Source organism: Streptomyces sp. 4N124 (assembly GCF_052245395.1).
Lineage (GTDB): Bacteria > Actinomycetota > Actinomycetes > Streptomycetales > Streptomycetaceae > Streptomyces.
The window spans coordinates 36,118-61,273 of record NZ_JBQQBS010000041.1 but is presented as its reverse complement, the minus strand read 5'-3'; the positions used below and the strand labels follow the sequence as shown (position 1 = coordinate 61,273).

17 protein-coding genes are annotated in these 25,156 nt (G+C 69.6%); 6 read left to right on the top strand and 11 right to left on the bottom strand.

Going from position 1 to position 25,156, the window contains the following annotated elements; translation table 11 throughout:
- Positions 1 to 197 precede the first annotated feature (197 nt).
- Positions 198 to 2,060 (top strand): molecular chaperone DnaK, encoded by a 1,863-nt coding sequence (dnaK, locus tag ACTWQO_RS32795; protein WP_443241006.1) that lies wholly within the window; start codon positions 198 to 200, stop codon positions 2,058 to 2,060.
- 3 nt (positions 2,061 to 2,063) lie between these two features.
- On the opposite strand, the gene narI is transcribed toward dnaK, so the two are convergent.
- The 7 genes from narI to ACTWQO_RS32760 form a co-directional block, all read right to left on the bottom strand.
- Positions 2,064 to 2,786, bottom strand: coding sequence for a respiratory nitrate reductase subunit gamma (gene narI / locus ACTWQO_RS32790; RefSeq protein ID WP_443241005.1), 723 nt, complete (start codon positions 2,784 to 2,786; stop codon positions 2,064 to 2,066).
- Entirely contained in the window at positions 2,783 to 3,277 is a 495-nt protein-coding gene (gene narJ, locus ACTWQO_RS32785) for a nitrate reductase molybdenum cofactor assembly chaperone (RefSeq protein WP_443241004.1), read from the bottom strand. Before narJ ends, narI begins: the two co-directional genes overlap by 4 nt.
- A complete protein-coding gene (narH, locus tag ACTWQO_RS32780; protein WP_443241003.1) occupies positions 3,277 to 4,875 on the bottom strand; it encodes a nitrate reductase subunit beta in 1,599 nt (532 codons plus the stop codon). Before narH ends, narJ begins: the two co-directional genes overlap by 1 nt.
- Complete coding sequence (locus ACTWQO_RS32775) at positions 4,875 to 8,558, bottom strand: nitrate reductase subunit alpha (RefSeq protein ID WP_443241002.1); 3,684 nt, start codon at positions 8,556 to 8,558, stop codon at positions 4,875 to 4,877. The genes narH and ACTWQO_RS32775 overlap by 1 nt, the downstream gene beginning before the upstream one ends.
- A 77-nt stretch (positions 8,559 to 8,635) precedes the next feature.
- A complete protein-coding gene (locus tag ACTWQO_RS32770) occupies positions 8,636 to 9,451 on the bottom strand; it encodes an SAM-dependent methyltransferase (RefSeq protein ID WP_443241001.1) in 816 nt (271 codons plus the stop codon).
- 39 nt (positions 9,452 to 9,490) lie between these two features.
- Positions 9,491 to 10,354, bottom strand: a complete 864-nt coding sequence (locus tag ACTWQO_RS32765; protein ID WP_443241000.1) for a helix-turn-helix domain-containing protein — start codon at positions 10,352 to 10,354, stop codon at positions 9,491 to 9,493.
- A gap of 112 nt (positions 10,355 to 10,466) precedes the next feature.
- The gene (locus tag ACTWQO_RS32760; RefSeq protein WP_443240999.1) at positions 10,467 to 11,294 is read right to left on the bottom strand and encodes a helix-turn-helix domain-containing protein; all 828 of its coding nucleotides are present in this window, start codon (positions 11,292 to 11,294) and stop codon (positions 10,467 to 10,469) included.
- Positions 11,295 to 11,425: 131 nt separating this feature from the next.
- Here ACTWQO_RS32760 and ACTWQO_RS32755 point away from each other — a divergent pair, with 131 nt between their 5' ends.
- Together ACTWQO_RS32755 and ACTWQO_RS32750 are read left to right on the top strand one after the other, a co-directional pair.
- Positions 11,426 to 11,728 (top strand): 4a-hydroxytetrahydrobiopterin dehydratase, encoded by a 303-nt coding sequence (locus ACTWQO_RS32755; RefSeq protein WP_443240998.1) that lies wholly within the window; start codon positions 11,426 to 11,428, stop codon positions 11,726 to 11,728.
- A 4-nt stretch (positions 11,729 to 11,732) separates the two neighbouring features.
- The gene (locus ACTWQO_RS32750) at positions 11,733 to 12,482 is read left to right on the top strand and encodes a class I SAM-dependent methyltransferase (protein WP_443240997.1); all 750 of its coding nucleotides are present in this window, start codon (positions 11,733 to 11,735) and stop codon (positions 12,480 to 12,482) included.
- Positions 12,483 to 12,706: 224 nt separating this feature from the next.
- Here the strand turns inward: ACTWQO_RS32750 and ACTWQO_RS32745 are convergent, their stop codons facing one another.
- On the bottom strand, positions 12,707 to 13,186 hold the full coding sequence (locus tag ACTWQO_RS32745) for a hypothetical protein (protein ID WP_443240996.1): 480 nt from the start codon (positions 13,184 to 13,186) through the stop codon (positions 12,707 to 12,709).
- Between the two features lie 39 nt (positions 13,187 to 13,225).
- Between ACTWQO_RS32745 and ACTWQO_RS32740 the strand changes: the two genes are divergently transcribed.
- Complete coding sequence (locus ACTWQO_RS32740) at positions 13,226 to 14,194, top strand: helix-turn-helix transcriptional regulator (RefSeq protein ID WP_443240995.1); 969 nt, start codon at positions 13,226 to 13,228, stop codon at positions 14,192 to 14,194.
- Positions 14,195 to 14,232: 38 nt separating this feature from the next.
- Positions 14,233 to 16,107: a rhamnogalacturonan lyase gene (locus tag ACTWQO_RS32735; RefSeq protein WP_443240994.1), complete on the top strand. Its 1,875-nt coding sequence runs from the start codon at positions 14,233 to 14,235 to the stop codon at positions 16,105 to 16,107.
- Between the two features lie 48 nt (positions 16,108 to 16,155).
- Here ACTWQO_RS32735 and ACTWQO_RS32730 read toward each other — a convergent pair whose 3' ends face one another.
- Together ACTWQO_RS32730 and ACTWQO_RS32725 are read right to left on the bottom strand one after the other, a co-directional pair.
- Complete coding sequence (locus ACTWQO_RS32730) at positions 16,156 to 18,807, bottom strand: cellulose binding domain-containing protein (protein WP_443240993.1); 2,652 nt, start codon at positions 18,805 to 18,807, stop codon at positions 16,156 to 16,158.
- A gap of 270 nt (positions 18,808 to 19,077) precedes the next feature.
- Positions 19,078 to 21,993 carry a glycoside hydrolase family 48 protein gene (locus ACTWQO_RS32725; RefSeq protein ID WP_443240992.1) on the bottom strand — a complete coding sequence of 972 codons (2,916 nt, stop codon included), beginning with the start codon at positions 21,991 to 21,993 and terminating at the stop codon, positions 19,078 to 19,080.
- Positions 21,994 to 22,458: 465 nt separating this feature from the next.
- Here ACTWQO_RS32725 and ACTWQO_RS32720 point away from each other — a divergent pair, with 465 nt between their 5' ends.
- Positions 22,459 to 24,168 carry a glycoside hydrolase family 6 protein gene (locus ACTWQO_RS32720; RefSeq protein ID WP_443240991.1) on the top strand — a complete coding sequence of 570 codons (1,710 nt, stop codon included), beginning with the start codon at positions 22,459 to 22,461 and terminating at the stop codon, positions 24,166 to 24,168.
- An 87-nt stretch (positions 24,169 to 24,255) separates the two neighbouring features.
- Here the strand turns inward: ACTWQO_RS32720 and ACTWQO_RS32715 are convergent, their stop codons facing one another.
- Positions 24,256 to 25,026, bottom strand: coding sequence for a phytanoyl-CoA dioxygenase family protein (locus tag ACTWQO_RS32715; protein ID WP_443240990.1), 771 nt, complete (start codon positions 25,024 to 25,026; stop codon positions 24,256 to 24,258).
- Positions 25,027 to 25,156: the final 130 nt, after the last annotated feature.

Genomic DNA, 25,156 nt, shown 5'->3' with positions numbered 1-25,156 from the left:
GTTGTCGGCTGCGGCGCCGTCGTGGCTGATCGCGCGGTTCCCCGCGCCCCTTAGGGGCGTTGCTGTGCCGCCCTCTGAAAGTGACCGTATGCTCACTCAGTGACCTGAATGCCTCTCTGGGTACCCGTCCCATTGACAACAGCGCACTCAAGTTTTGTGCTGGAGTGCGGGAGCGGCCCTGGCGGAAGGGGACAGCGATGGCACGTGCGGTCGGAATCGATCTCGGGACCACGAACTCGGTGGTCGCCGTCCTGGAGGGCGGCGAACCCACCGTCGTCGCCAATGCGGAGGGGGCCAGGACCACACCGTCGGTCGTGGCCTTCGCGAAGAACGGCGAGGTGCTCGTCGGTGAGGTGGCCAAACGGCAGGCCGTGACGAACGTGGAGCGCACGGCTCGCTCCGTGAAGCGGCACATGGGCGACGGAAGCTGGCGGTTCCCGGACCAGCGCGACATCGACGGCACCCGCTACCGGGCGCAGGAACTGTCCGCCCGCGTCCTGCAGAAACTGAAGCGGGACGCGGAGTCCTACCTCGGCGAGGACGTCACCGACGCGGTGATCACCGTACCGGCGTACTTCGACGACGCCCAGCGGCAGGCGACCAAGGAAGCCGGGGAGATCGCGGGCCTGAAGGTGCTGCGGATCATCAACGAGCCGACGGCAGCCGCGCTCGCCTACGGCCTCGACCGCGGCGAGGAGCAGACCGTGCTGGTCTTCGACCTCGGCGGCGGCACCTTCGACGTGTCGCTGCTGGAGATCGGTGACGGCGTCATCGAGGTCAAGGCCACCAACGGCGACACACACCTCGGCGGCGACGACTGGGACCAGCGGGTCATGGAGTACCTGGTCAAGCGGTTCAAGGGGTCGTACGGCATCGACCTCGGCAACGACAAGATGGCGCTGCAACGGCTGCGCGAGGGTGCCGAGAAGGCCAAGATCGAGCTGTCGTCGTCCACCGAGACCACGATCAACCTCCCCTACATCACCGCCTCCGCCGAGGGGCCGCTCCACCTCGACGAGAAGCTGACCCGTGCCCAGTTCCAGGAGCTGACCGCCGATCTCCTCGACCGCTGCAAGACCCCCTTCCACCAGGCGGTCAAGGACGCCGGCATCAAGCTCTCCGCGGTCGACCATGTGATCCTCGTCGGCGGCTCGACCCGGATGCCGGCGGTGACCGAACTGGTCAAGGAGCTGACCGGCAAGGACCCGCACAAGGGCGTCAACCCGGACGAGGTCGTGGCCGTCGGCGCCGCCCTCCAGGCCGGTGTCATCCGCGGCGACGTCAAGGACGTCCTGCTGCTCGACGTCACCCCGCTGTCCCTGGGCATCGAGACCAAGGGCGGCATCATGACCAAGCTCATCGAGCGCAACACCACGATCCCGACCCGGCGTTCGGAGATCTTCACCACCGCCACCGACAACCAGCCCTCGGTCGGCATCCAGGTCTACCAGGGCGAACGCGAGATCGCCGCCTACAACAAGAAGCTCGGCGTCTTCGACCTCACCGGACTGCCGCCCGCCCCGCGCGGGGTCCCGCAGATCGAGGTCGCGTTCGACATCGACGCCAACGGGATCATGCACGTCTCCGCCAAGGACCTCGCCACCGGCCGCGAGCAGAAGATGACCGTCACCGGCGGCTCGGCCCTCCCCAAGGACGACATCGACCGCATGATGCGCGAGGCCGAGCAGTACGCGGAGGAGGACCGCAACCGCCGCGAGGCCGCGGAGACCCGCAACCAGGCCGAGCAACTCGTCTACCAGACCGAGAAGTTCCTGCGGGAGAACGAGGACAAGGTCCCCGCCGACACCAAGTCGGAGGTCGAGTCCGCGATCACCGAACTCAAGGAACTCCTGGAGCGCAACGCCGAGACCAACGAACTGCGCACCGGCGTCGAGAAACTCGCCTCCGTCAGCCAGAAGATGGGCCAGGCCATGTACGCCCAGGCCCAGCAGACACCGACGGAGGACGCCGGTCAGCAGACCTCGCCGCAGGACGAGGAAGGCGTGGTGGACGCGGAGATCGTCGACGACGACCGGGACCAGAAGGGCGGCGCTGCGTAGCCCTCAGAACCCCGCCCGCTCCCAGCCCCGTCGCTCCGGACGTGGGCCCAGCTGCTTCGGGTCGCGGCTGCGGTAAACGATGTACGGCCGGAACAGGTACTGCACCGGCGCGCTGAACATGTGCACCAGACGGCTGTACGGGACGAACGCGATCAGGGCCATGCCGATCACCGCGTGGATCTGGTACAGCACGGGCACGCCCGCCATGCGTGCGGTGTCGGGCTGGAGGGTGAACAGGCTGCGGGCCCAAGGGGCGATGGACGCACGGTAGTTGTAGCCGTCGCCGGAGGCATGGCCGAGCTTGGCGACCAGGCCCAGCACGATCGCGGCGAGCAGGACGACGTACATGACCTTGTCGTTGGCCGTCGTCGCGCGGAACACCGGCGCGTTGGTGCGGCGGCGGTAGATCAGGAGCACGATCCCGGCGACCGTGAGGACACCGGCCGCGGTGCCGCCGTACAGGGAGAGCAGGTGGTACGAGCGCTCGCTGACGCCGATCGTGTCGGTCCAGGACATCGGGATGAACAGGCCCACGAGGTGGCCGACGAGGACGAACAGGATGCCGTAGTGGAAGGCGGGGGAGGCGATGTTGAGCAGCTTCGACTCGTGGATCTGCGAGGAGCGTGTGGTCCAGCCGAACTGGTCGTAGCGGTAGCGCCAGAGGAGCCCCGCGGCCAGGAGGACGAAGGCGACGTACGGCAGGACGCCCCAGAGGAAGACGGTCATGAGCGGGCTCCGGTGCGGACGGGCGGCAGGGTCGCGCACACGGCGTCCAGGACGCAGGCGTACGGGGTGCCGAAGTCGGTGAGGCGGGAACGGAGTTGCTCCAGGCCGGCGCGGTGGTCGGTGAGCAGGTCGGTGTTGCCGGTGCGGGAGGCGAACTCCAGGACCGCGGGCAGGAAGTCCGGCAGTTCCTCGCCGGTGAACTCCAGGCCGTGGGCGCGGTAGACCTCCTTGAAGCGGACCAGGGACATGCCCCTGCGCCGGGTGTCACCGTCGTGCCACCAGCTCAGGTACAGGCTGTGGCGGTTCTTGAAGTCGAAGACCTGGACGTAGTGCGCGGCCAGTTGCTGCGGGTCGGTCACCGCCGCGTGGTCGGTGAACTCCCGCAGCTGCGGGGCGGCTTCGCGCAGCAGCGGAAGCCGGGCACGGAACTCGTCGTCCGGGTAGGTGAGACAGAGCGCCGCCGCCTGGTAGAGCACCTCGAACGTGGGCATCAGGTCTCCTCCTCCTTGTCCGCGGTCTGCCGGTGGCGCAGCGCGTGGAAGTTCTCCACGGACACGAGCGGCAGATGGGTACGGCCCCCGGAGTCCTGGCCGAACGGCCCGTCGCCGCCCATGCCGGGGCCGCCGTCGTAGTCGAGGCTGCACCCGCCCGGCAGCGCCGACTCCTCCAGCCGCCGCGCGTCGCCGACAGCCGCCGTCGGGATCACATACCGGTCCTCGTACTTGGCGATCGCCAGCAGCCGGTACATCTCCTCGATCTCGCCGGCCCGCATGCCGACGGCGCGCGCGACCGACGGATCGGGCTGCTCGCCGAGGTTGATGGCGCGCATGTGGGAGCGCATCGCGGCGAGCTTCTCCAACGACGCCCGGACCGGGGCGACATCGCCCGCGGTGAAGAGCTCCGCCAGATACTCCAGCGGAATGCGCAGGGTGTCGATCGCGCCGAAGAGGTTCCGCGCGTCCTCGCCGTCGTGCCCGGTCTCCGTCAGCGCCTCGACGACCGGCGACAACGGCGGGATGTACCAGACCATCGGCATGGTGCGGTACTCCGGATGCAGCGGTAGTGCCACCCGGTACGTGCTGATCAGCGCGTGCACGGGCGACCGCCGGGCCGCCTCCACCCAGTCGTACGGGATCCCCGCCTCCGCACAGGCCCGCCGCACCCCGGGATCTTCCGGGTCGAGGAAGACGCCCAACTGCGCCGCGTACAGCTCCTGTTCGTCGACCACGGAAGCCGCGGCCGTCACCCTGTCCGCGTCGTACAGCACCACCCCGAGATAGCGCAGCCGCCCCACGCACGTCTCCGAGCAGACCGTCGGCAGACCCACCTCAAGGCGCGGATAACACAGCGTGCACTTCTCGGCCTTGCCGGTGCGGTGGTTGAAGTAGACCTTCTTGTACGGGCATCCCGTCACGCACATCCGCCAGCCCCGGCAGCGGTCCTGGTCCACCAGGACGATGCCGTCCTCCGCCCGCTTGTACATCGCGCCGGACGGACAGGACGCCACACAGGACGGGTTGAGGCAGTGCTCGCAGATGCGCGGGAGATAGAACATGAAGGTCTGCTCGAACTCGAACCGCACCTTGTCGGCGGCCTGCCTGCGGACCCGCTCGACCATCGGATCGAGGTCGCCGTGGGCGGGGGCGCCCGCGAGATTGTCGTCCCAGTTCGACGACCACTCGATCTTCATGGGTTTGCCGTCGAGCTGTGAGACGGGCTGGGCCACCGGGTAGTCGTCGCCGAGCGGGGCGTCGGTGAGGTTCTTGTAGTCGTAGGTCCAGGGCTCGTAGTAGTCCTTGATCTCCGGGAGCCTGGGGTTGGAGAAGATGCCGGCGAGCTTCTTGAAACGGCCGCCGGCCTTCAGCGTCAGCGCACCCCGCCGGTTCAGCTGCCAGCCGCCCTGCCACGTGTCCTGGTCCTCGTAGCGGCGCGGATAGCCCTGGCCGGGGCGGGTCTCGACGTTGTTGAACCAGACGTACTCCATGCCCTGGCGGTTGGTCCACGCCTGCTTGCAGGTCACCGAGCAGGTGTGGCAGCCGATGCACTTGTCGAGGTTCATCACCATCGCGATCTGGGCCATCGGGCGCATCAGTACTCGACCTCCTGGCTGCGGCGGCGGATCACCGTCACCTCGTCGCGCTGGTTGCCCGTGGGGCCCAGGTAGTTGAACGCCCAGGAGAGCTGGGCGTAGCCGCCGACCAGGTGGGACGGCTTGAGGATCAGCCGGGTCAGGGAGTTGTGGATGCCGCCGCGCTGCCCGGTCGTCTCCGTCTTCGGCACGCCCACCGTGCGTTCCTGCGCGTGATGCATGTAGACGGTGCCGTGCGGGATGCGGTGCGAGACGACGGCACGGGCGACGACCACGCCGTTGCGGTTGACCGCCTCGATCCAGTCGTGGTCCTTGACGCCGATCGCGTCCGCGTCCTGCGGGGACATCCAGATGTTCTGGCCGCCGCGGGACAGCGCCAGCATGAAGAGGTTGTCCTGGTACTCGGAGTGGATGGACCACTTGTTGTGCGGGGTGAGATAACGGACCGTCACCTCGCTCTGGCCGTCCGGTCCGAGGCGGGGTTCGCCGAAGAGGCGGTTCATGTCCAGGGGCGGCCGGTACACCGGCAGCGCCTCGCCCAGCTCGTGGATCCAGTCGTGGTCCAGGAAGAAGTGCTGGCGCCCGGTGAGCGTGTGCCAGGGCTTGAGGCGCTCGGTGTTGAGCGTGAACGCCGTGTAGCGGCGCCCGCCGGACTCGCTGCCCGACCACTCCGGCGAGGTGATGACCGGGACGGGCGCGGCCTGTGTGTCCGCGTACGTGACCCGCTTGCCCTCGTGCTCGGCGGCCAGGTGTGCCATGTCCTGCCCGGTGCGCGCCTCCAGGGTGCGGAAGCCCTGGGTGGCGAGGCGGCCGTTGGTGGTGCCGGACAGGGCGAGGATCGTGTTCGCGGCCTTCACCGCCGTATCGAGGGAGGGGCGGCCTTCGTACGCCGTGCCGTTCAACTGCCGCAGATCCTCCACCTCCTCGGTCGGCCACAATGCGATCCCTTTGGCGGGCAGGCCCAGTTGCTCCACGAGCGGGCCGAGCGCGGTGAACTTCTTGCCGATGGCCGTGTAGTCACGCTCCACCACGGTCAGGTGGGGCATCGTCCTCCCGGGCACGGGGTCGCACTCCCCGCGCTTCCAGTCCCGGACCATCCCGCCCGGCTGGGCGATCTCGCCCGGTGTGTCGTGCTGGAGGGGCGACGCGACCAGGTCCTTGCGCACCCCGAGATGGTCGACGGCCAGCTCGCTCAGCCTCTCGGCCAGTGCCTTGAACGTGTCGAAGTCGGTGCGCGCCTGCCACGGCGGGTCCACGGCCGGGGTGAAGGAGTGCACGTAGGGGTGCATGTCCGTGCTGGACAGGTCGTGCTTCTCGTACCAGGTCGCGGCGGGCAGGACGACGTCCGACAGCAGCGTCGACGAGGTCTGCCGGAAGTCCAGCGACAGCAGCAGGTCGAGCTTGCCCTCGGGCGCCTCGTCCCGCCAGGTCACGTCCCTCGGGCGCTCGCCTGGCTCGGCCTCCCGCGCGCTCAGCGACGACTGCGTGCCCAGCAGATGCTTGGTGAAGTACTCGGCGCCCTTCGCCGACGAACCCAGCAGATTGGCCCGCCACAGCGTCAGCACACGCGGCCAGTTCTCCGGCGCGTCCGGGTCCTCGCACGCGAACTTCAGGGTCCCGGCGCGGAGTTCGGCCACCACCCGCGACACCGGATCGCCGAACGCCCCGCCCAGCTCCAGCGGATTGCGGTCGAAGGTCGGATACGACGGCATCCACCCCGAACGCGCCGACAGGGCAAGGCAGTCCGCGCCGGTCATCCCCGCGAACCGGCCCTCACCCAGCGGCGAGGCGAGCACATCGGCGGTGAACCGGTCGTAGCGCCACTGGTCGGTGTTGAGGAACCAGTACGCGGTGCCGATCATCTGGCGCGGCGGACGCGACCAGTCTGAGGCGGCGGCCAGCGTCGCCCAGCCGGTCACCGGACGGCACTTCTCCTGGCCCACGTAGTGCGCCCAGCCGCCACCGTTGCGGCCCTGGCAGCCGGTGAGCTGGAGCAGGGCGAGGAAGGCGCGGTAGATCGTCTCGGAGTGGAACCAGTGGTTCGTCCCCGCGCCCATCAGGATCATGCAGCGGCCCTTCGACCGCTCGGCCGTCCGCGCGAACTCCCGGGCGATCTTCACGCACTTGGCCGCAGGGACGGACGTGTGCGCTTCCTGCCAGGCGGGCGTGCAGGGCGAGCCGGCGTCCTCGTAGGAGGCGGGCCAGCGGCCGGGCAGGCCGTGGCGGAAGATGCCGTACTGGGCCAGCAGCAGGTCGAAGACCGTGGTGACCAGCGGGCCGTCGGAGCCGCCCAGCCGGGTCGCCGGGACTCCCCGCCGCAGGACGTCCCCGCGCCCCTGTCCGTGCTCGCCGCCCTCGGTGTCGAAGCGCGGGAGCAGTACCGCCACGCCTCCCGAAGCCTGATGGCCGTACAGGCTCAACTGCGGTTCGATGGGGCCGAGTTCGAGGTTCCAGCGGCCCTTGCCGGAGTCGGTCCAGCGGAAGCCGAGCGAGCCGTTCGGGACGACCGCTCGCCCGCTCGCCGCGTCCAGCACGACCGTCTTCCACTGCGCACCCTCGCCCTCGTGCCCCAGGTCGGCGGCGCGCAGGAACTTCCCGGGGACGTAGGCGCCGTCCCGTTCGGTGAGGGTCACCAGGAAGGGCAGGTCGGTGAACTTCCGTACGTAGTCCGCGAAGAACGGCGTCTCGCGGTCGACGAAGAACTCCCTCAAAATCACATGGCCCATCGCGAGCGCGAGGGCGCCGTCCGTGCCGGGGTGCGGATGCAGCCACTCGTCGGCGAACTTCGCGTTGTCCGCGTAGTCGGGGGCGACGACCACGACCTTCTGGCCGCGGTAGCGGGCCTCGGCCATCCAGTGCGCGTCGGGCGTGCGGGTCACCGGGACGTTGGAGCCCCACATCATCAGATACGCGGCGTCCCACCAGTCGCCCGACTCCGGTACGTCGGTCTGGTCGCCGAAGACCTGCGGCGAGGCGACGGGCAGGTCCGCGTACCAGTCGTAGAACGACAGCATCGGGGCGCCGATCAGCGAGTGGAAACGGGCGCCCGCCGCGTGCGACACCATCGACATCGCCGGGATGGGGGAGAAGCCGGCGATGCGGTCGGGGCCGTACGTCTTGATGGTGTGGACATGCGCGGCGGCGACGATCTCGACCGCCTCGTCCCAGCCGGCGCGGACCAGGCCGCCCTTGCCGCGGGCCTGCTGGTAGCGGCGGCGGCGCGCGGGGTCCCGCTGGATGTCGGCCCAGGCGAGGACGGGGTCCCGCAGGCGTTCCTTCGCCTCCCGGTACATCTTCAGGAGCACACCGCGGACGTACGGGTAACGCACACGGGTGGGGGAGTAGGTGTACCAGGAGAACGCGGCGCCCCGCGGGCAGCCGCGGGGCTCGTACTCGGGGCGGTCGGGGCCGACGCTCGGATAGTCGGTCTGCTGGGTCTCCCAGGTGATGATGCCGTCCTTGACGTACACCTTCCAGCGGCACGAGCCGGTGCAGTTCACGCCGTGCGTGGAGTTCACGACCTTGTCGTGGCTCCAGCGGTCCCGGTAGAAGGCGTCCGCCTCCCGGCCGCCGGTCAGGCCGATGCTGTGCAGGTCGGGGGAGGGCGTGCCGGAGCGGAAGAACCTCCCGGTGCGCAGCAGGAACGCGGCCGGCTCGGCGGGCGGCATCTGCGTGTCGGTCACGTGCGCTCCCTTGCTTGCCCCGGCTTCAAAGCTAGGGGCGAGCAGGCGAGCGCACCTGTTCACGGCGCCCGTACGGGTCAGGCCTTACGGGCGACTCCCGCATACACCGGCACGATGCCCTCGGCCTGGACCGCCACGTCCTCCGGGTCCGGCCGCCAGCCCGTCACCGGGATCACGCCGGGGCCCAGCAGTTCCAGGCCGTCGAAGAAGCGCGAGAACTCGGCGAGCGAACGGGGGAAGAACGGGGTGCCGCTGCGCCGGAAGTTCTCCGCCGCCTTCCCGATCGCCTCCGGGCTGAGGTCCGGGGTGACCTGGGACAGGACCAGGTAGCTGCCCGGGGCGAGCGCGGCGACGTACTTCCGCAGCAGTCCGTACACGTCGTCGCCGTCGGGGTCGTCGCCCAGGTAGTGCGTCAGCGCGACCAGCGACAGCGCCACCGGCGCACCGAGGTCCAGGGACTGACCGGCCCGGCTCAGCAGGGTGTCGATGTCACGGACGTCGGCGTGCACGTACTCGGTCGCACCCTCCGCCGAGCCGTGCAGCAGGGCCTCCGCGTGCCGCAGGACGATCGGGTCGTTGTCGGCGTACACCACCTTCGACTCCGGTGCGACCTGCTGGGCCACCTGGTGCAGATTGGGCTCGGTGGGGATGCCCGTGCCGATGTCCAGGAACTGGCGGATCCCCGCCTCGGCCACCGTCCGGGTCGCCCGGTGCATGAAGCGGCGGTTGGCGCGCGCCCCGCGCAGTACCGTGCCGTCGACGGCCAGGATCCTGCGGGCCAGCTCCTCGTCCACCGGGTAGTTGTCCTTGCCGCCCAGCCACCAGTCGTAGACCCGGGCGGGATGCGGACGGCTGGTGTCGATGCGGGCGAACTCGGCCTCGGATCCGGTCATGCGGTGTCTTCTCCTACGACTTCGGGTCGGGGTGGTGGCTCAGCAGTTCCCGCGATGGTCCTGAAGGATCTTCTTGGTCTGCTCGGCGGACGCGGCACGCGCCGTCATGTGGTCCAGCACCTCCAGGTGCGTGGAGACCTCCTTGCGGGAGTCGAGATAGAGCGCACCGGTCAGATACTCGGTGAAGACCATGTCGGGAAGCTCGGGCTCGGCGAACCGGAACAGCGTGAAGGGCGCGTACGTCCCCGGGTGCGGGCCCGCCTTGAACTCGGCGATCTGGAGGGTGGCGCGGTCGCGCTCGGCGAACTCCAGCAGCTTGTCGATCTGTTCGCGCCGCACGGAGCCGTCGTCGCTCACGGGACGGAGCAGGACCGTTTCATCCATGATCACCCACAGGTGGGGGCGGTCGTCGCGCTCCAGAAGCTGCTGCCGGGCCATGCGCAGCGACACATGCCGCTCGATGGCCTCCGGACCGGTCTGCCCGATCGTCCCGGCCTCCAGCACGGCCCGCGCATACGCCTCCGTCTGCAGCAGACCGGGCACGAAGTGCGGCTCGTAGGAGCGGATGATCCGGGCGGCGCCCTCCAGGCTCACATACAGGCTGAACCAGTCCGGCAGCACATCGTGGAACCGCTGCCACCAGCCCGGCTGGTTCGCCTCCTCGGCGAGCGAGACGAACGACGCCGCCTCCTCCTCGGGCACGCCATACGCATCGAGCAGCAGCTGGACGTACGGGATCTTCAGCGCGACATCGGCCATCTCCATGCGCCGCACGGTCGCGGGGGCCACCCGCAGGACCTGTGCGGCATCCTCACGCTTGAGGCCGGCCGCCTCGCGCAGCTCCTGCAGCCGCTTGCCGAGCACCACCTGGCCGACCGTGGGCGCGGGTCGCCGCTCGCTCACGCCACGCCTCCCCTACGTGCCGAAGTTCGGGAGCAGTGTGTCATGTTCGGGTGGGTGTCCGACAGAAACGGTGGTGAGTCTCTCACCACGGGGTGCTTCCCCGGAGAGCACGTCAGGGCAGCAGTGACTGGAGGTACTTGAGTGTCGCCGGATCGGCCGGGAGCAGTGTCTCGATGGCCAGCTCGGCGACGGTCACGTCCATCGGGGTGTTGAAGGTGGAGATGGAGGAGATGAAGGACAGCACCCGGCCGTCGTGCTCGATGCGCATCGGGAGGGCGAAGTACGGGACCGGTCCGGCCGGTTCCTCTGCGCGTTCCGCATCCTCGTCCGGCACCGGAAACGCGGCGACCTCCTCGTACAACTCCCGCAGCGGTTCGGAGCGTTGCAGCGCGATCTGCCGTTCCATCTGGGCGAGCAGATGGCCGCGCCACTCGCGCAGATTGCGGATCCGCGGCGCGAGGCCCTCCGGGTGGAGGGTGAGCCGCATCGCGTTCAGGGGCGGCATGAGCAGCGACTCGGGCAGGCCGTCGAGCAGGGCCAGGATGCCCCGGTTCGCGGCCACGACGTTGTACGTCGCGTCCACCACGAAGGCCGGGTAGGGCTCATAGCCCTGGATCAGCTGCTCGATGCCCTCGCGCAGCGTGTTCAGCGCCGGGTCGTCCAGCGGGGTCTCCCGGTAGCGCGGGGCGTAACCGGCTGCCAGGAGCAGGGCGTTGCGCTCCCGCACCGGCACGTCGAGATGCTCGGCCAGCCGCAGCACCATCTCCTCGCTCGGCCGGGAGCGGCCGGTCTCGATGAAGCTGATGTGCCGGGCGGAGGAGTCGGCCCGCAGCGCCAGCTCCAGCTGACTGACCCGCCGCCGCTCCCGCCAGGCCCGCAGCAGGGGACCGACGCCGTCGTCGGCGGGGAGTACGGCGCCGTCGGACGCGGGAGTGGTCATAGGACGACCGTAGTCCAGGGGCGTCGAAATGTGTCCGGAACAGATCTCCGGGCACCCGTCTGACCAGGGCGTCAAGTGCGCGGCTGTGGCACGCTGAAGAGGAACCCCGACGCCCTGGAAGGAGCGAGGCCATGCCCCTCGAACCGCTGTCGCAGAAGGAGATCGAGGAGCGGCTGGCGGAGCTGCCGGGCTGGTCCCTGGACGGGGACCGTATCGCCCGCTCCTACCGGCTGCGCTCACACCTCGCGGCCACCGCGATGGTCGTCCACATCGCCCAGGTCCAGGAGGAGCTCGACCACCACTCCGACCTCACCCTCGGCTACAACACCCTGTCACTGAGCGTGAACACGCACACGGTGGGCGCGGTGACCGAGCGGGACTTCAAGCTGGCCCGCCGGGTGGAGGAACTGGCGCCGGCCCACGGGGCGAAGTGACGCGGTGCTGGACTACGACAAGGAAGCCGACGCCTACGACATCACACGCGGCGGCGAACCCCGGGCCGCCGCGGCTGCCGACGCCGTCCTGGGCCTGCTGCCCGGCGTGACCGGCCGCCTCCTCGACGTGGCCTGCGGCACCGGCATCGTGACCCGGCGGCTCGCGGCGGCCCGGCCCGGCCTGCGGGTGACCGGCGCGGATCTGACGTCCGGGATGGCCCGCATGGCCGCGGCTCGCCTGCCCGGCGCGGTCGTGCTCGCCGACAGCCGACGGCTGCCGTTCCCGGACCGGGCGTTCGACGCCGTGACCAGCGTGTGGCTGCTGCATCTGCTCGACGAACCCGACGACGTGCGGGCCGCCGTCGCCGAGTGCGCCCGGGTGCTGCGGCCGGGCGGTGTGTACGTCACCACCGTCGACAAGGCCGCCTCGCACGACGTGGGCAGTGACATCGATGCCATGCTCGCCCCGCGCCCACGCCGCCCCGCCCGGGACGAGGCGGCGGCCGTGACGTCGTACGCCGCCGAACAGGGACTGCTCCCCGCCGGGCAGGCCCGCTTCCCGGGTGTGGGTCAGGGCCGCAGCCCCCGGCGGACCGCCGCCGACCTGCGGCGCGGCTGGTTCACCCAGCTGCCGCCCGGCGAGCCGCGCACCGAAGGGTTCGCCGAGCTGCTGGCGACGCTCCCCGACCAGGACCGGCCGCGCCCCGACCCCGTGTTCTCCCTCCGGGCCTTCAGGAAGCCGCCCGACGACTGAACTCCATGATCCAGTTCGTCAGCCAGGTCTCCCCGCCTGGGGAACGTGTCGTCGGCTCTCTCGGTGCCGGGCACCACATCTCCGCCTGTCCGGCGTTTGAGGACGAGGCCGTTCAGGCCGAAGCGGGGGTGTGGGGGCGGCAGCCCCAGCCACGGCCACGTACGCCGACCCGCACCTGAAACCCCGGATGCGGGCGGCTCACGCCAGCGCAGCGCCGTGGCTGCTCATGAGCGGTCTCCAGTAGTTCCGGCGGGCAGGGTGTCCGCCAAGTAGGCGTCCAGATCGGGGAGTTCGGGCGCGAGGATGTGCCGTACCCAGGCATCGCGTTCGTGCAGGATCGGCGGCAGCTCCCAGACGCAGCCGATCCACGGCTTGTCCGGGGTAATGAAGTGCGTGGGATCGTGGTCCGGGCAGCCGAGCACCGGCTGGCCCGCCGAGGCGCCGCGGAAGTGCAGGACGTTGTCCCACACCCAGCTGTACGCGTTGAGATAGGCGCCGTCGTCACCGCCCCGGTGCAGCACGACGAAGGTCGCCGGCGGAGTGCCGTCCGGTTCCGGCAGCAGCTCCGGTAGGAAGGCGTACGCCGCCTTCTCGACGTCCGGCGCGATGCCCGCCGGGTCGGCGGTGACGTGGTAGCGCTTGATGTGTCGCCCGGCCACCTCGATCGGCGGCGGCACGGTCAGCAGTTTCTCGGTGAAGCTCATGGCAGGACGCTAGGACCGCTTCACTGCCACCATGTGTCAGTGAAGTCCAGCCGCCTGATCTCGATCCTGCTGCTCCTCCAGACCCGCGGCCGGATGACCGCGGCCCAGCTCGCCGAGGAACTGGAGGTCTCCGTCCGCACGGTCTACCGGGACGTCGACGCGCTGAGCGCGGCCGGTGTCCCGCTGTACGGCGACGCGGGCCACGACGGCGGCTATCGGCTGCTGGACGGCTACCGCACCCGCCTCACCGGCCTGACCGCCGACGAGGCCGAGGCGCTGTTCCTCGCCGGGATCCCGGGACCCGCCGCCGAGCTGGGCCTCGGCTCCGTACTCGCCGCCGCCCAGCTCAAGGTCCGCGCCGCACTGCCCGCGGAGCTGCGCGCCCACGCCGACCGGATCAGCGGCCGCTTCCACCTCGACGCCCCCGGCTGGTACGCGGACGGCGAGGAGGCCCCGTATCTCCCGGAGGTCGCCGATGCCGTGTGGAACAGCAGGGTGCTGCACGTCGTCTACCGGCGCTGGCGCGAGCCCACCGACGTGGAGCGCCGCCTGGAACCGTACGGACTGGTCCTCAAGGCGGGCCGCTGGTACGTGGTCGCCGGTCCCGGGCCGCGCACCTTCCGGGTCGACCAGATCCTCGAACTCACCGCGTCGGACGAGGAGTTCACGCGTCCCGGCGACTTCGATCTGACGGCCTACTGGGAGGCGTACCAGAGGGACTTCCACGACCGGCTGTACCGGGCGGAAGCGGTGGTGCGCCTGGCGCCGTCGGCGACGCTCTCCGGCCCGCTCGCCCGCGCCGCGGCCACCAACGGCCGTACCGACGAGACCGGTTGGATCCAGGCCACCGTCCCCATCGAGTCCGTCGATCACGCGACGGGCGAGTTTCTACGTCTGGGCACGGACATCGAGGTGCTGGGCCCGCCCGAGCTGCGGGCGAAGATCGCCCGGTCGGTCGCCGAACTGGCCGAAAGATACGGCAACTTCGAGGTGCACGGCGACCACTGAGAGGCCGGAACCCGTCCGACCTCCAGGAGGTACGTCTCGTGCAGCACCCGCACAAGCACCGCAGACGAAGGGTCGTCGTCTCCGCGCTGGGCGCCACGGCCGCGCTGATCGCCGCCGGACTCACCGCGCTGACCGGCCCCGGCACGGCCGAGGCGGCCACCGCACGCCAGGTCGAGGCCCTCGACCGGGGTGTGGTCAGCGTCCACACCAGCAGTGGCAACCTGGTCAGCTGGCGCTGGCTCGGCACCGACCCGGGCGACGTCTCCTTCAACGTCTACCGCGCCGGTACGAAGGTCAACGCGACCCCGATCACCGGCTCCACCAACTACTTCCACTCCGGCGCGCCCGAACAGGCCGACTACACCGTCCGCGCGATCGTCGGCGGCGTCGAGCAGGCCGACTCGGTCCACGCGATCCAGTTCCGCACCGGCTACAAGGACGTCCCCATCTCCCCGCCCGCGGGCGGCACCACGCCCGACGGCGTCGCGTACACCTACGAGGCCAACGACGCCTCCGTCGGCGACCTCGACGGCGACGGCGCCCTCGACTTCGTCCTGAAGTGGCAGCCCACCAACGCCAAGGACAACTCCCAGTCCGGCTACACCGGCAACACCATCGTCGACGGCATCAAGCTCGACGGCACCCGGCTGTGGCGTATCGACCTGGGCCGCAACATCCGCTCCGGCGCGCACTACACGCAGTTCCAGGTGTACGACTACGACGGCGACGGCAAGGCCGAGGTCGCCATGAAGACGGCCGACGGCACGCGGGACGGCACCGGCGCGTTGATCGGCAGCGCGTCCGCCGACCACCGCAACTCCAGTGGCTATGTGCTCTCCGGACCGGAGTACCTGACCATGTTCAACGGGCAGACCGGCAAGGCGATGGGCACGGTCGACTACGTCCCGGCCCGGGGCTCGGTGGCGTCGTGGGGCGACTCCTACGGCAACCGGGTCGACCGATTCCTCGCCGGCACCGCCTACTTGGACGGCGCCCGCCCCTCGCTCATCATGGCGCGCGGCTACTACACCCGCTCCGTGATAGCGGCCTGGGACTGGCGGGGCGGCACCTTCACCCGCCGCTGGACCTTCGACACCAACTCCTCCACCAACACGGGGAAGGGGTACGACGGTCAGGGCAACCACAGTCTGTCCGTCGCGGACGTGGACGCCGACGGCAAGGACGAGATCGTGTACGGCGCCATGACCGTGGACGACAACGGCCATGGGCTGTGGACGACGAAGCTGGGCCACGGCGACGCGGGTCATGTGGGCGACCTCAACCCCGCCCGCTCGGGCCTGGAGTACTTCAAGGTCTCGGAGGACACCTCCAAGCCCGGCTCCTGGATGGCCGACGCTCGCACAGGTGCGCTCCTGTGGCAGACGGCCTCCGGTGCCGACAACGGGCGCGGGGTGTCCGCGGACATCCACGCGGGGTCCGCGGGCGCCGAGTCCTGGTCCGCCTCCGACACCACCCTGCGCTCCCCGACCGGAGCCTCGCTGGGTCGCGAGCCGTCCAGCATCAACTTCGTGAACTGGTGGGACGGCGACACCACCCGCGAACTCCTCGACGGCACACGCATCGACAAGTACGGCACGTCGTCGGACACGCGGCTGCTGACCGGTGCCTCGGTCCACTCCAACAACGGCACCAAGGCCACCCCGTCGTTGTCCGGCGACATCTTCGGTGACTGGCGCGAGGAGGTCGTCTGGCCGACGTCGAACAACACGGCCCTGCGGATCTACTCCACTCCGAACGAGACCGGCACGAAGATCACCACCCTGCTCCACGACACGATGTACCGCACCGCCCTGGCCTGGCAGAACACGGCCTACAACCAGCCCCCGCACCCGAGCTTCCACATCGGCAGCGGCATGGCGACGGCCCCCAGACCGACCGTCTACACCCCGTGAACGACGGTGGGTGCGGGACCGCCCGGGCCCGCACCCACCGGTTCGTGCTCAGCCGACCGCGCAGGTCTGGTCAGCCACCTTGAACGCCGTCGGTTTCGCATTCGCCCCCGACCAGCTCCCCGTGAACCCGAAGCTCACCGACGAGCCCGCCGCCACGTTGCCGTTCCAGCCCAGGTTCTTCGCTGTCACCGCTGAACCCGACTGCGTGTGATCGGCGTTCCAGAGCTGGGAGATGGTCTGGCCGTTCGGGAAGGTCCAGTTGAGGGACCAGCCCGACCAGGCACTCGTCCCGGTGTTGCTCAGCTGGACGTCCGCCTGGAAGCCGCCCGACCACTCGTTGGTCACCTTGTAGGTGACGGCGCAGGCGCCCGTCGGTGTGGGTGTCGGGTCGGTGCCGCCGCTGTCGGCGGTGTCGCCGTAGACGACGCCGCGGCCGTTCGTCGCCACGTACACCCGGCCGTACACGCGAGGGTCGCCGGTGATCGCCGCGCCCGTCCAACCCCACTGGTGGGCGTCGTCGTTGATGCGGGTCCAGGTGGCGCCGCGGTCGGTGGAGCGGAAGATGCCGCGTACACCGCCGATCTTCGCGCTGGTGTAGAGGGTCTGGTACGTCGCTCCGGGCGCCGCCTTGCCGAAGCCGATCGTGTCGGCCTGATCGACGTTCGGCAGCTTGGCGAAGGTGGCGCCGGAGTCGGTCGAGTGCCACAGGCCGTACGCACCGTCGCTCGCGCCGCCCGCCAGCCATACGTCCCCCTTCGTGCCGGGCAGCGCCTTGAAGCGGACGGTGTCGCCGGAGGGGAGTCCGGTCGCGGCCGACGCGGAGAAGGTCGCGCCGCCGTCCGTACTGACGTAGAACTTCCCGGACTTGAAGCCGTAGAAGGTCATCGGGTCGACCCGGTCGGACTCGACGATCGCGCCCGCCGGGATGCCGCTCGACGCCGACCAGGACGTGCCGAAGCCCGTCGCGTGGTGGACCCCCGTGCCCTGCGGACTCCACACGAACCGGCTGCCGTCGGCCGCCGCCGCGACCGTGCCGCCACCGCTGACGCCCGAAGGGTCCGTCCCCGCGAACCAGTTGGCGCCGTTGTCCGTCGAGAACGCGATGTGCGGTCCCGAGTCCAGGTTGCCGGCGCGGACCACGGTGTTCGGGTTGCTCTCCGCGAAGTCCAGGCTGGTCGTCGAGGTGAAGTTGGGTGAGGTGTACATCATCGGCGGGACCTTGGTGAGATCCGTGTGCCGGAAGCCGCCTATGTCGCCGAGCGCGCTGAGCAGGGGAGCGCCCGAGGGCGGTGACGCGAGGTCCAGCACGGCCGTCTCCTCCAGGCCCCGCACCATCGGCTTGATGGTGAACTGGCCTCCGCTGTCCCACTTCGACAGATCCTCGGTGCCGTAGATCGTCGCGCCCGTCCCGTACATCATCCGGTTCGAGTCGAACGGGTCGATCTCCAGCGACTCCGTCATCCAGCCCAGTTTCGGCGTCTGTTCGGGCGGCGCCGGGTTCGCGCCCCAGGTCAGCCAGGGCGACGACGAGACGTCCATCGTGTAGCGGTTCGAGCGGTCGGGGTACGACGTGTAGTCCCAGGCCTTCGTCCAGGTGGAGCCGCTGTCCGTCGAGCGGAAGATCTGGGTGTCCGGCCACCAGGAGCTGTACGCCGTCGCCATCACCGTGCCGGGCCGCTGCCGGTCGACGGTGAGACCGCTGAAGCCGTAGTACGTGTCGGCCTCCGCCACCGGGCTGATGTCCGTCCAGGTACCGGTCGCGGTCGCATACCGCCACAGCCGGCCCTTGCCACCGTCGTACGGACCGCCCGTGTCGCTGTAGGCGAGGTACAGATAGCCGTTCGTCGCGTCCAGCACGCCCTTGTGGGCCAGATAGCCGGTCGGCTGCCCGGCGACACGGGACCAGGTCGCCCCCGCGTCCGTCGAGCGGTACACCGCGTTGTCCTTGTCGGCGACCCCGACGTAGATCGTCCGTGTGGCGCTGCCCGCCGTACCGGTCGACTCGTCGAACGTGACCCAGACGATGCCCTGATTGTCGGAGGCGTAGCCGCTCGTGTCGCTCGGATCCTGCGCGTAGTTGCCGACGTTGGGGAAGTTCGTGACCTGCGACCACGTGACACCGGAGTCCGTCGACCGCCACAGCCCCTTGCCGCTGGGCGCCCCCAGATACAGCACGCTGTTCCTGTTCGGGTCGACGGCGAGCCGCTCACCCATGCCCCGGCCCGGCATGTTCCCGCCCAGCTTGAACGGCAGCTCGGCCTTCTGCCAGCTCGCCCCCCGGTCGGCGGAGCGCATGACGGCGCCGTTCCCCGGGTCCCAGCTGTTGGTGTACGTCCCGACCGCCGCGTACACCCTGTCGGGGTCGACGGAGTCGGAGGCCAGACTGACGACACCCGTGTGCGCCCAGTCGTCCCAGCCGACCGAGTCCAGCAGCGGCGTCCAGGTCTTCGTCGACTCCTGCCAGCGGTAGGCACCGCCGATGTCGGTACGGGCGTAGGCGAGGTTCTTCTCGGCGCGGTTGAAGACGATGCCGGGGACGAAGCCGCCGCCGTCGATGCGCGCGTTCTTCCAGGTGTAGGTGTCGGCGGCGATCGACACCTTCTTCGCGGCGATGACGTCGGAGGCGAGTGCGGGCGGGGTGCCGGCCAGGAGGCCGGCTGCTAGGGCCAGGACGGCCGTGAGGACGCGGGTTCTTCGCACGGGGGGTCCTTTCCTGGGTGGGGGAGGGATGTGGCGGTAAGCGCTTACTGCACAGCGCGAGAGTTGCCGGGCGGCCCTCTGTGCGGGAGAGGGCCGCCCGGCGGGGTGGCCTCGTCGTCCGGTGACGAGACCGCGCACGCGAAGCTTTGAGGCGGTTCCGCGGAAACGCCGTGCACGGGAGCGCCCCTTCAGGGGCGCGGGGAACTGCGCGACCAGCCACAACGGTCCCGCAGCCGAACACGGCCCAACCCGCGGAGCGCCCGGCGGGGACTATTCGAGAAGCTCCGCGTACGAGCCCATGGCCAGGGCGATGTCCGCCTGGGCCCAGAACCGGTGGTACGTGAAGGAGGGCGCGGCTCCGCCCGCCAGATAGGCCTCGATCTTCGACCAGGCCGGGTCGTCCTCGTAGAACGAGCGGATCGAGTCGAACGTCGACGACGAGTTGATCGCGTCACCGTTCGGCATCGTGCCGGTCCAGCCGGACGGGACGTGTACCCCGTCGTCGAACCGGCTGTAGTCCGCCCGTGTCTCCGGAACGGCGACGCCCAGCGCGTCCTGATGGTTGCTCCACATGCCGTCGAGCAGAGCCTTCGCCGTCGCCGCGGCCTCCGTGTCACCGGAGCGGTCCGCGTAGTACGTCAGGGTCTTGGCGTACGCGGCGGCCACACCGACGTCGTTGGTGTAGTCGGCGACGGTGACATGAAGTCCGTTGTTGGCGCCCGGACTTGACGGGTTCCAGGTGTCGGGCTGGCCCGACCACTGAAGTGTCGACGGAATCTGGTACGTGCCGTCGGGATTGACGGTCGTCTCGGACAGCGCCCAGTCGACCCACTTGTCGAGGACCGCCTTGGCGTCCGCGTTCCCCGTCTGCTGGTAGTACTCGGCCACCCGCTCCATCGACCACGCCTGGAAGCCGAACCACTGGTTGGACGGCGGGTCGTGGTAGACGGGCTGCTGGTCGTAGTACATGCCGTAGAACGTCGACTTCCCGGCCGGCGGAGTCGCGTACCGGCCCGCCCAGCTGTTGGTCGCGCCGCCCGCGATGCCGCCCTCGGCCGACTGCAGCCAGCGGTAGAACTCCAGCTGCCGGTCGAGCGACTTGGCCCAGTCCGCCTGGCCCGTCGCCGACTTGGGCTTCAGGTCGGCGTAGCTGCTCAGCGCGTACGCGGCCAGGGGGTTCTGGTAGCCGCCGTGTGCGTGACTGGAGCCGATGCGCCAGGACCAGCCCGCCGAGGTGTCGGTGGCACCGCCCCACGCGTAGTACCAGGACATCAGGTACATCGAGGCGTCCTTGCCGGTGCCGGCCGGGCAGGTGGTGGGCCCGACACAGTTGCCGACCTTCTTGAAGTACTTGTCGTACATCGAGTAGCGCAGGTAGTCGCCCATCTTCGCGGCCTTGCCGACGGTCGCGGAGACGTCACCGCCCTTGCCCTGCTCCTCGGCCCACTTGTCGGCCCAGTACGCGGCCTGCACGGCGCGCGCGTCGGCGTCCGGGGCGTTGGTGAACTTCCACTGCTTGGCGTAGGACGAGTCGCCGGTGAACAGGTCCAAGTACCCGTTCGGGCCGCCGTACTTGAAGGCGTCACAGGTCGGCTGCGGCACCGTCTCCCACACCGACTCCTGCGCACCGCGCTGGAAGGTGTTGATGTACGACGGACCGGTGTCCGACGGCCCCGCCTCGCACTTGCCGGGCGAGTTGCCGTAGCCGTAGACGTTGTCGACGTCCTGCAGCCAGTGCATGCCGTAGACGTCGTCCGTGCCGTACGCGCTCTTCAGCTCGGCCGCGATCGGGTCGGAGCCGACGGAGACCGACTGGTCGAGCCGGGCCGGGTACTCGTTGGGAGTGTCCAGCTCGGGCGCGTACGTCGCCGGCTTCGACGCGTTGTAGAAGGAGTTCGTCGGCTGGTCGGCGTGGGTGGGGATCATGAACTTCTCCATGATCTCCCAGGCGCCGTTGAACTTCGACCAGTCGCCGGTCACCTTGCCGTACATGGCCTGGAGCCACAGCAGATAGCTGTACGCCTCCGACGTCGTCTCATGGCCATGGTCCGGCGCCTCGACGATCAGCGTCTCGACCGAGTGGTACGGGATGCCCTCGGGGGAGAAGTAGCCGTTCGCCGGGTTGGTGATCTTGCCGTAGAGCTCCAGGAAACGGGCGTCGTACTGCTTCGTCGCCGCGATCTGCGTGACCGTGACAGCGGCCTTCGCATGCCCGGTGGCGGACGACTCGAACGTCGCCGAGCCCGTGCCCGACGAGTCCGCCGTGACCGTCACCGACTGCGCGGTGTTCCAGTTCGACGGAGTGAAGGTGAGGGACGCCCCACCGGTCACCGACAGACCCGAGTTGCCGCCCGTCCGGGCCGTCGTGACGGTCACATTCGCGGACGGCTGCGTCGACAGCTTCACCTGGTACGTGCCCGTCTTGCCCTGCTGGACGGCCAGTTGGTTGGTCGAGGCCACCACGGCGGGACCCGAGGCGACCGTGATGCCGACCGGCGTGGAGCTCGCGGACGCGCCCAGGCTGTCGTACGCCTTCGCCACCAGCGAATGACTGCCCACGGTCAAACTTGAGACCGAGAGCGAGTACGGCGCGCTGGTGTCGGTGCCGAGCAGCGTGGTGTCGTCGTAGAACTCGACCTTGCTGATCGTCGCGTCGTCGGCCGCCGCCGCGCTGGCCGCGAGCGGGACCGCGTCACCCTGCGAGTAGACGGCCCCCGCGGTCGGGCTGGTCAGCACGGTGATCGGCGGCTGATGTGCGCCCGTGCAGGGCGTGCCGTTGATCGCGAAGCTCGTCGGCGCGGTGTTGGTGCCGCTGTAGGTGAACTGCGCGCCGGTCGAGGCGGCGGCTCCCGCCGCGATCGTCGCGTTGTACGAGGCGCTCTGCACGGTGACCGTCTGGCCGGACTGGGACCAGGTGCCGTTCCAGCCGTTGGACAACTTCTGGTTGCCCGAGTACGCGTACGTCAGGGTCCAGCCGCTGATCGGATCCGTGCCGCGGTTGGTGATCGTCAGGTCCGCGGTGAAGCCGGAGCCCCAGTCGTTGGTCTTGTAGTCGACGCTGCACTGAAGTGCCGCCGCCTGGGCGGGCGTTGAGCCTGTCGACAGCATCGTGAAAGGGAGTGCGAGGGCCGCCACGACGGCGGTCCATAACCGCCGCGCGGTGCGGCGTCTCCTTCTGGGGGGCATGTGCTGGTTCCTCCTTGCGGCTCGGGAGAAGTCAAGGCTTGAACCAGTGGGAGCGCTCCCATAGTGGAGAGGGGCATCAAGGGGGTCAAGGTGCTTGAAGAGTCGAAAAGATTCGATGGATCCGGTTGAGGAAAAGTCAAGCGCACCCTCTGTCCTTTACCGTCACTTGGCGCTACCTTCCTTCGCACCAGTGGGAGCGACTCCATCAGTCGACGCGTCCGTCACGACGCGTCCGAACTGCAAGGACTCGCTCATGCGACACCCCCCGCGTTCAGGACTTTTACTCGGCTCATCCGCCGCGAGCACCAACAACACGGCTGCGGTGAGCAGTTGGCGTGTCCGTTACGAGGGCACCGGTGTGCGGAACCTGGACCTCGAACGGGTGGAACCGCAGCTGACGAGATCCCTTGCGCGCCCTCAACGGACAACACCTCCTATCTCCGACCGAGAGGGAAACCCGCACTCATGAGTCGTACCAGAACAGCGATGCTCGCCGCCCTGGCGCTGGTCGCCGGGGCCTCCGGGACGGCGTTAGCCGTCGACACCGGCGGGATGGAGACGGCCGCCGTCCCGTGCACCGTCGACTACAAGGTGCAGAACCAGTGGGACTCCGGCTTCACCACCGCCGTGACAGTCACCAACAACGGCGCCGCCAAGTCGGCTTGGGCGGTCAAGTGGTCGTACGCCGGAAACCAGAAGATCACCAACGGCTGGAACGCGAAGTTCAGTCAGAGCGGGGCCGCCGTCACCGCCGCCAACGAGTCCTACAACGGGACGCTGGCGGCCGGCGGTTCGATCAGCTTCGGCTTCAACGCCTCGTACAGCGGGAGCAACGCGCTGCCGACGACCTTCACCCTCGACGGCGTGACCTGCAACGTCGACGGCGGTGGCGGCCCGACGGATCCGCCGGACCCGACGGGACCGAAGGTCGACAACCCGTACGCGGGCGCCAAGGTGTATGTGAACCCGCAGTGGTCCGCGAACGCCGCCGCCGAGCCGGGCGGCAGCCGGATCGCCAACCAGCCGACGGGTGTGTGGCTCGACCGGATCGCCGCCATCAACGGGGCATCCGGCAAGATGGGGCTGCGCGCCCACCTCGACGAGGCCCTGACGCAGAAGGGCAGCGGCGAGCTCGTCGTCCAGCTGGTGATCTACAACCTGCCCGGACGGGACTGCTCGGCCCTCGCCTCCAACGGTGAGCTCGGCCCGACGGAGATCGACCGGTACAAGACCGAGTACATCGACCCGATCGCCGCGATCCTCGCCGACCCGAAGTACGCCGCGCTGCGGATCGTCAATACCGTCGAGATCGACTCGCTGCCCAACCTCGTCACCAACACCGGAAGCCGCCCGACGGCCACCCCGGAGTGCGATGTGATGAAGGCCAACGGCAACTACGTCAAGGGCGTCGGCTACGCGCTCAACAAGCTCGGTGACGTGCCCAACGTCTACAACTACGTCGACGCCGGGCACCACGGCTGGCTCGGCTGGGACGACAACTTCGGCCCCTCCGCCACCATCATGAAGGAGGCGGCAACCGCCGAGGGCGCCACGGTCAACGACGTCCACGGCTTCATCACCAACACGGCCAACTACAGCGCCCTGAAGGAGAACAACTTCACCATCAACGACAACGTGGCCGGTAAGTCCGTCCGCGAGTCCAAGTGGGTCGACTGGAACCGGTACGTCGACGAGCTGTCCTTCGCCCAGGCCTTCCGCACCCAGCTGGTCTCGGCCGGCTTCAACTCGGGCATCGGCATGCTGATCGACACGTCCCGCAACGGCTGGGGCGGCACGGCACGGCCCGCCGGTCCCGGTCCGCAGACCAGCGTGGACGCCTATGTCGACGGCGGCCGCTACGACCGTCGCTTGAACACGGGCAACTGGTGCAACCAGTCGGGCGCCGGCCTCGGCGAGCGTCCGCAGGCCGCGCCGGCCGCCGGCATCGACGCGTACGTGTGGGTGAAGCCGCCGGGGGAGTCCGACGGTTCGAGCAAGGCCATCGACAACGACGAGGGCAAGGGCTTCGACCGGATGTGCGACCCGACGTACGAGGGCAACCCTCGGAACAACTACAACATGTCGGGTGCGTTGCCGGACGCGCCGATCTCGGGGCGCTGGTTCTCGGCGCAGTTCCAGCAGTTGATGCAGAACGCGTATCCGCCGCTGTCGTGACGCGGTGAGTTCGGCTGCGGGCCGGCCGTGGCTGGTCGCGCAGTTCCCCGCGCCCCTGAAGGGGCGCTCTCGCCCGCCGGGGACTGGTCAGTTCTCTCTGTCCAGTCCCCGGCGGATTGCGAACTCCACTGCCGAGTAGTCGGCGTCGGGTCGCTCCAGTTCGATGGGGGTCGCCGGGTGCAGGGGTGGCTGGGCCATGAAGCGGGGGCGGGTGCCGTGGTGGGGCTGGGCTGCGTGGACGAGGAAGGGGTGGCAGAGGTAGACGTCGCCGGGGTGGCCGGTGGCGTGGGCGAGCGGGCGGTGCGCGGAGGCTTCGGCGACCTTCGGGCCGAGCTCCAGGTAGGAGGCGCCCGTTTCGCCGTACGGCGCCAGGACCGGCGGTACGTCGAGATGTGAGCCGACCCGGATGCGGGTCGGGGCGTTGTCCTCGGTGACCTCGCTGAACAGGAACAGCATCAGCAGGGCGCGGTCCTTCGAGCGCAGGTTCGTGTGGGGGTGCTCGGCGCCCTCGGGGACGTAGCTGCCCTCGATGTGCCAGCCCGCGTCGTCCGGTTCCTCCTCGTGCGGGAACCGCAGCGGGAAGGTGCCCAGCGAGTAGCGCGACTGCCAGCGGTCCTCACCCACCAGCAGGTCGAACGCCTCGTGCAGGGCGGGGGAGTTGGCGGCGGCCGCGAAGGGGCCCTGCGCCATGTCGTAGACCCAGTGCACCGGGTCCTTCCAGGTGCCCGGATCCTCCGGGTCGTACCCGGTCTCCCGCCACAGCAGCCGCGCGCAGTGCTCGGCGACGCGCGGCGGGAAGGCGCCCTCGATCTTCACGAACCCGTCTTCGAGGAACCGCTCCACCATCACGTCGTCCATGGGGCCATCCTGGGCGACCGGCGGCAGGCGACGCATCCGATTTTCGGCGTCGTGGTTTTTGCTGTGGTGGCAACTGCGATTGCCTGTTCGCGGTGCGTCGGCGCACGCTGGCCGTACCTGGACGAGAGGC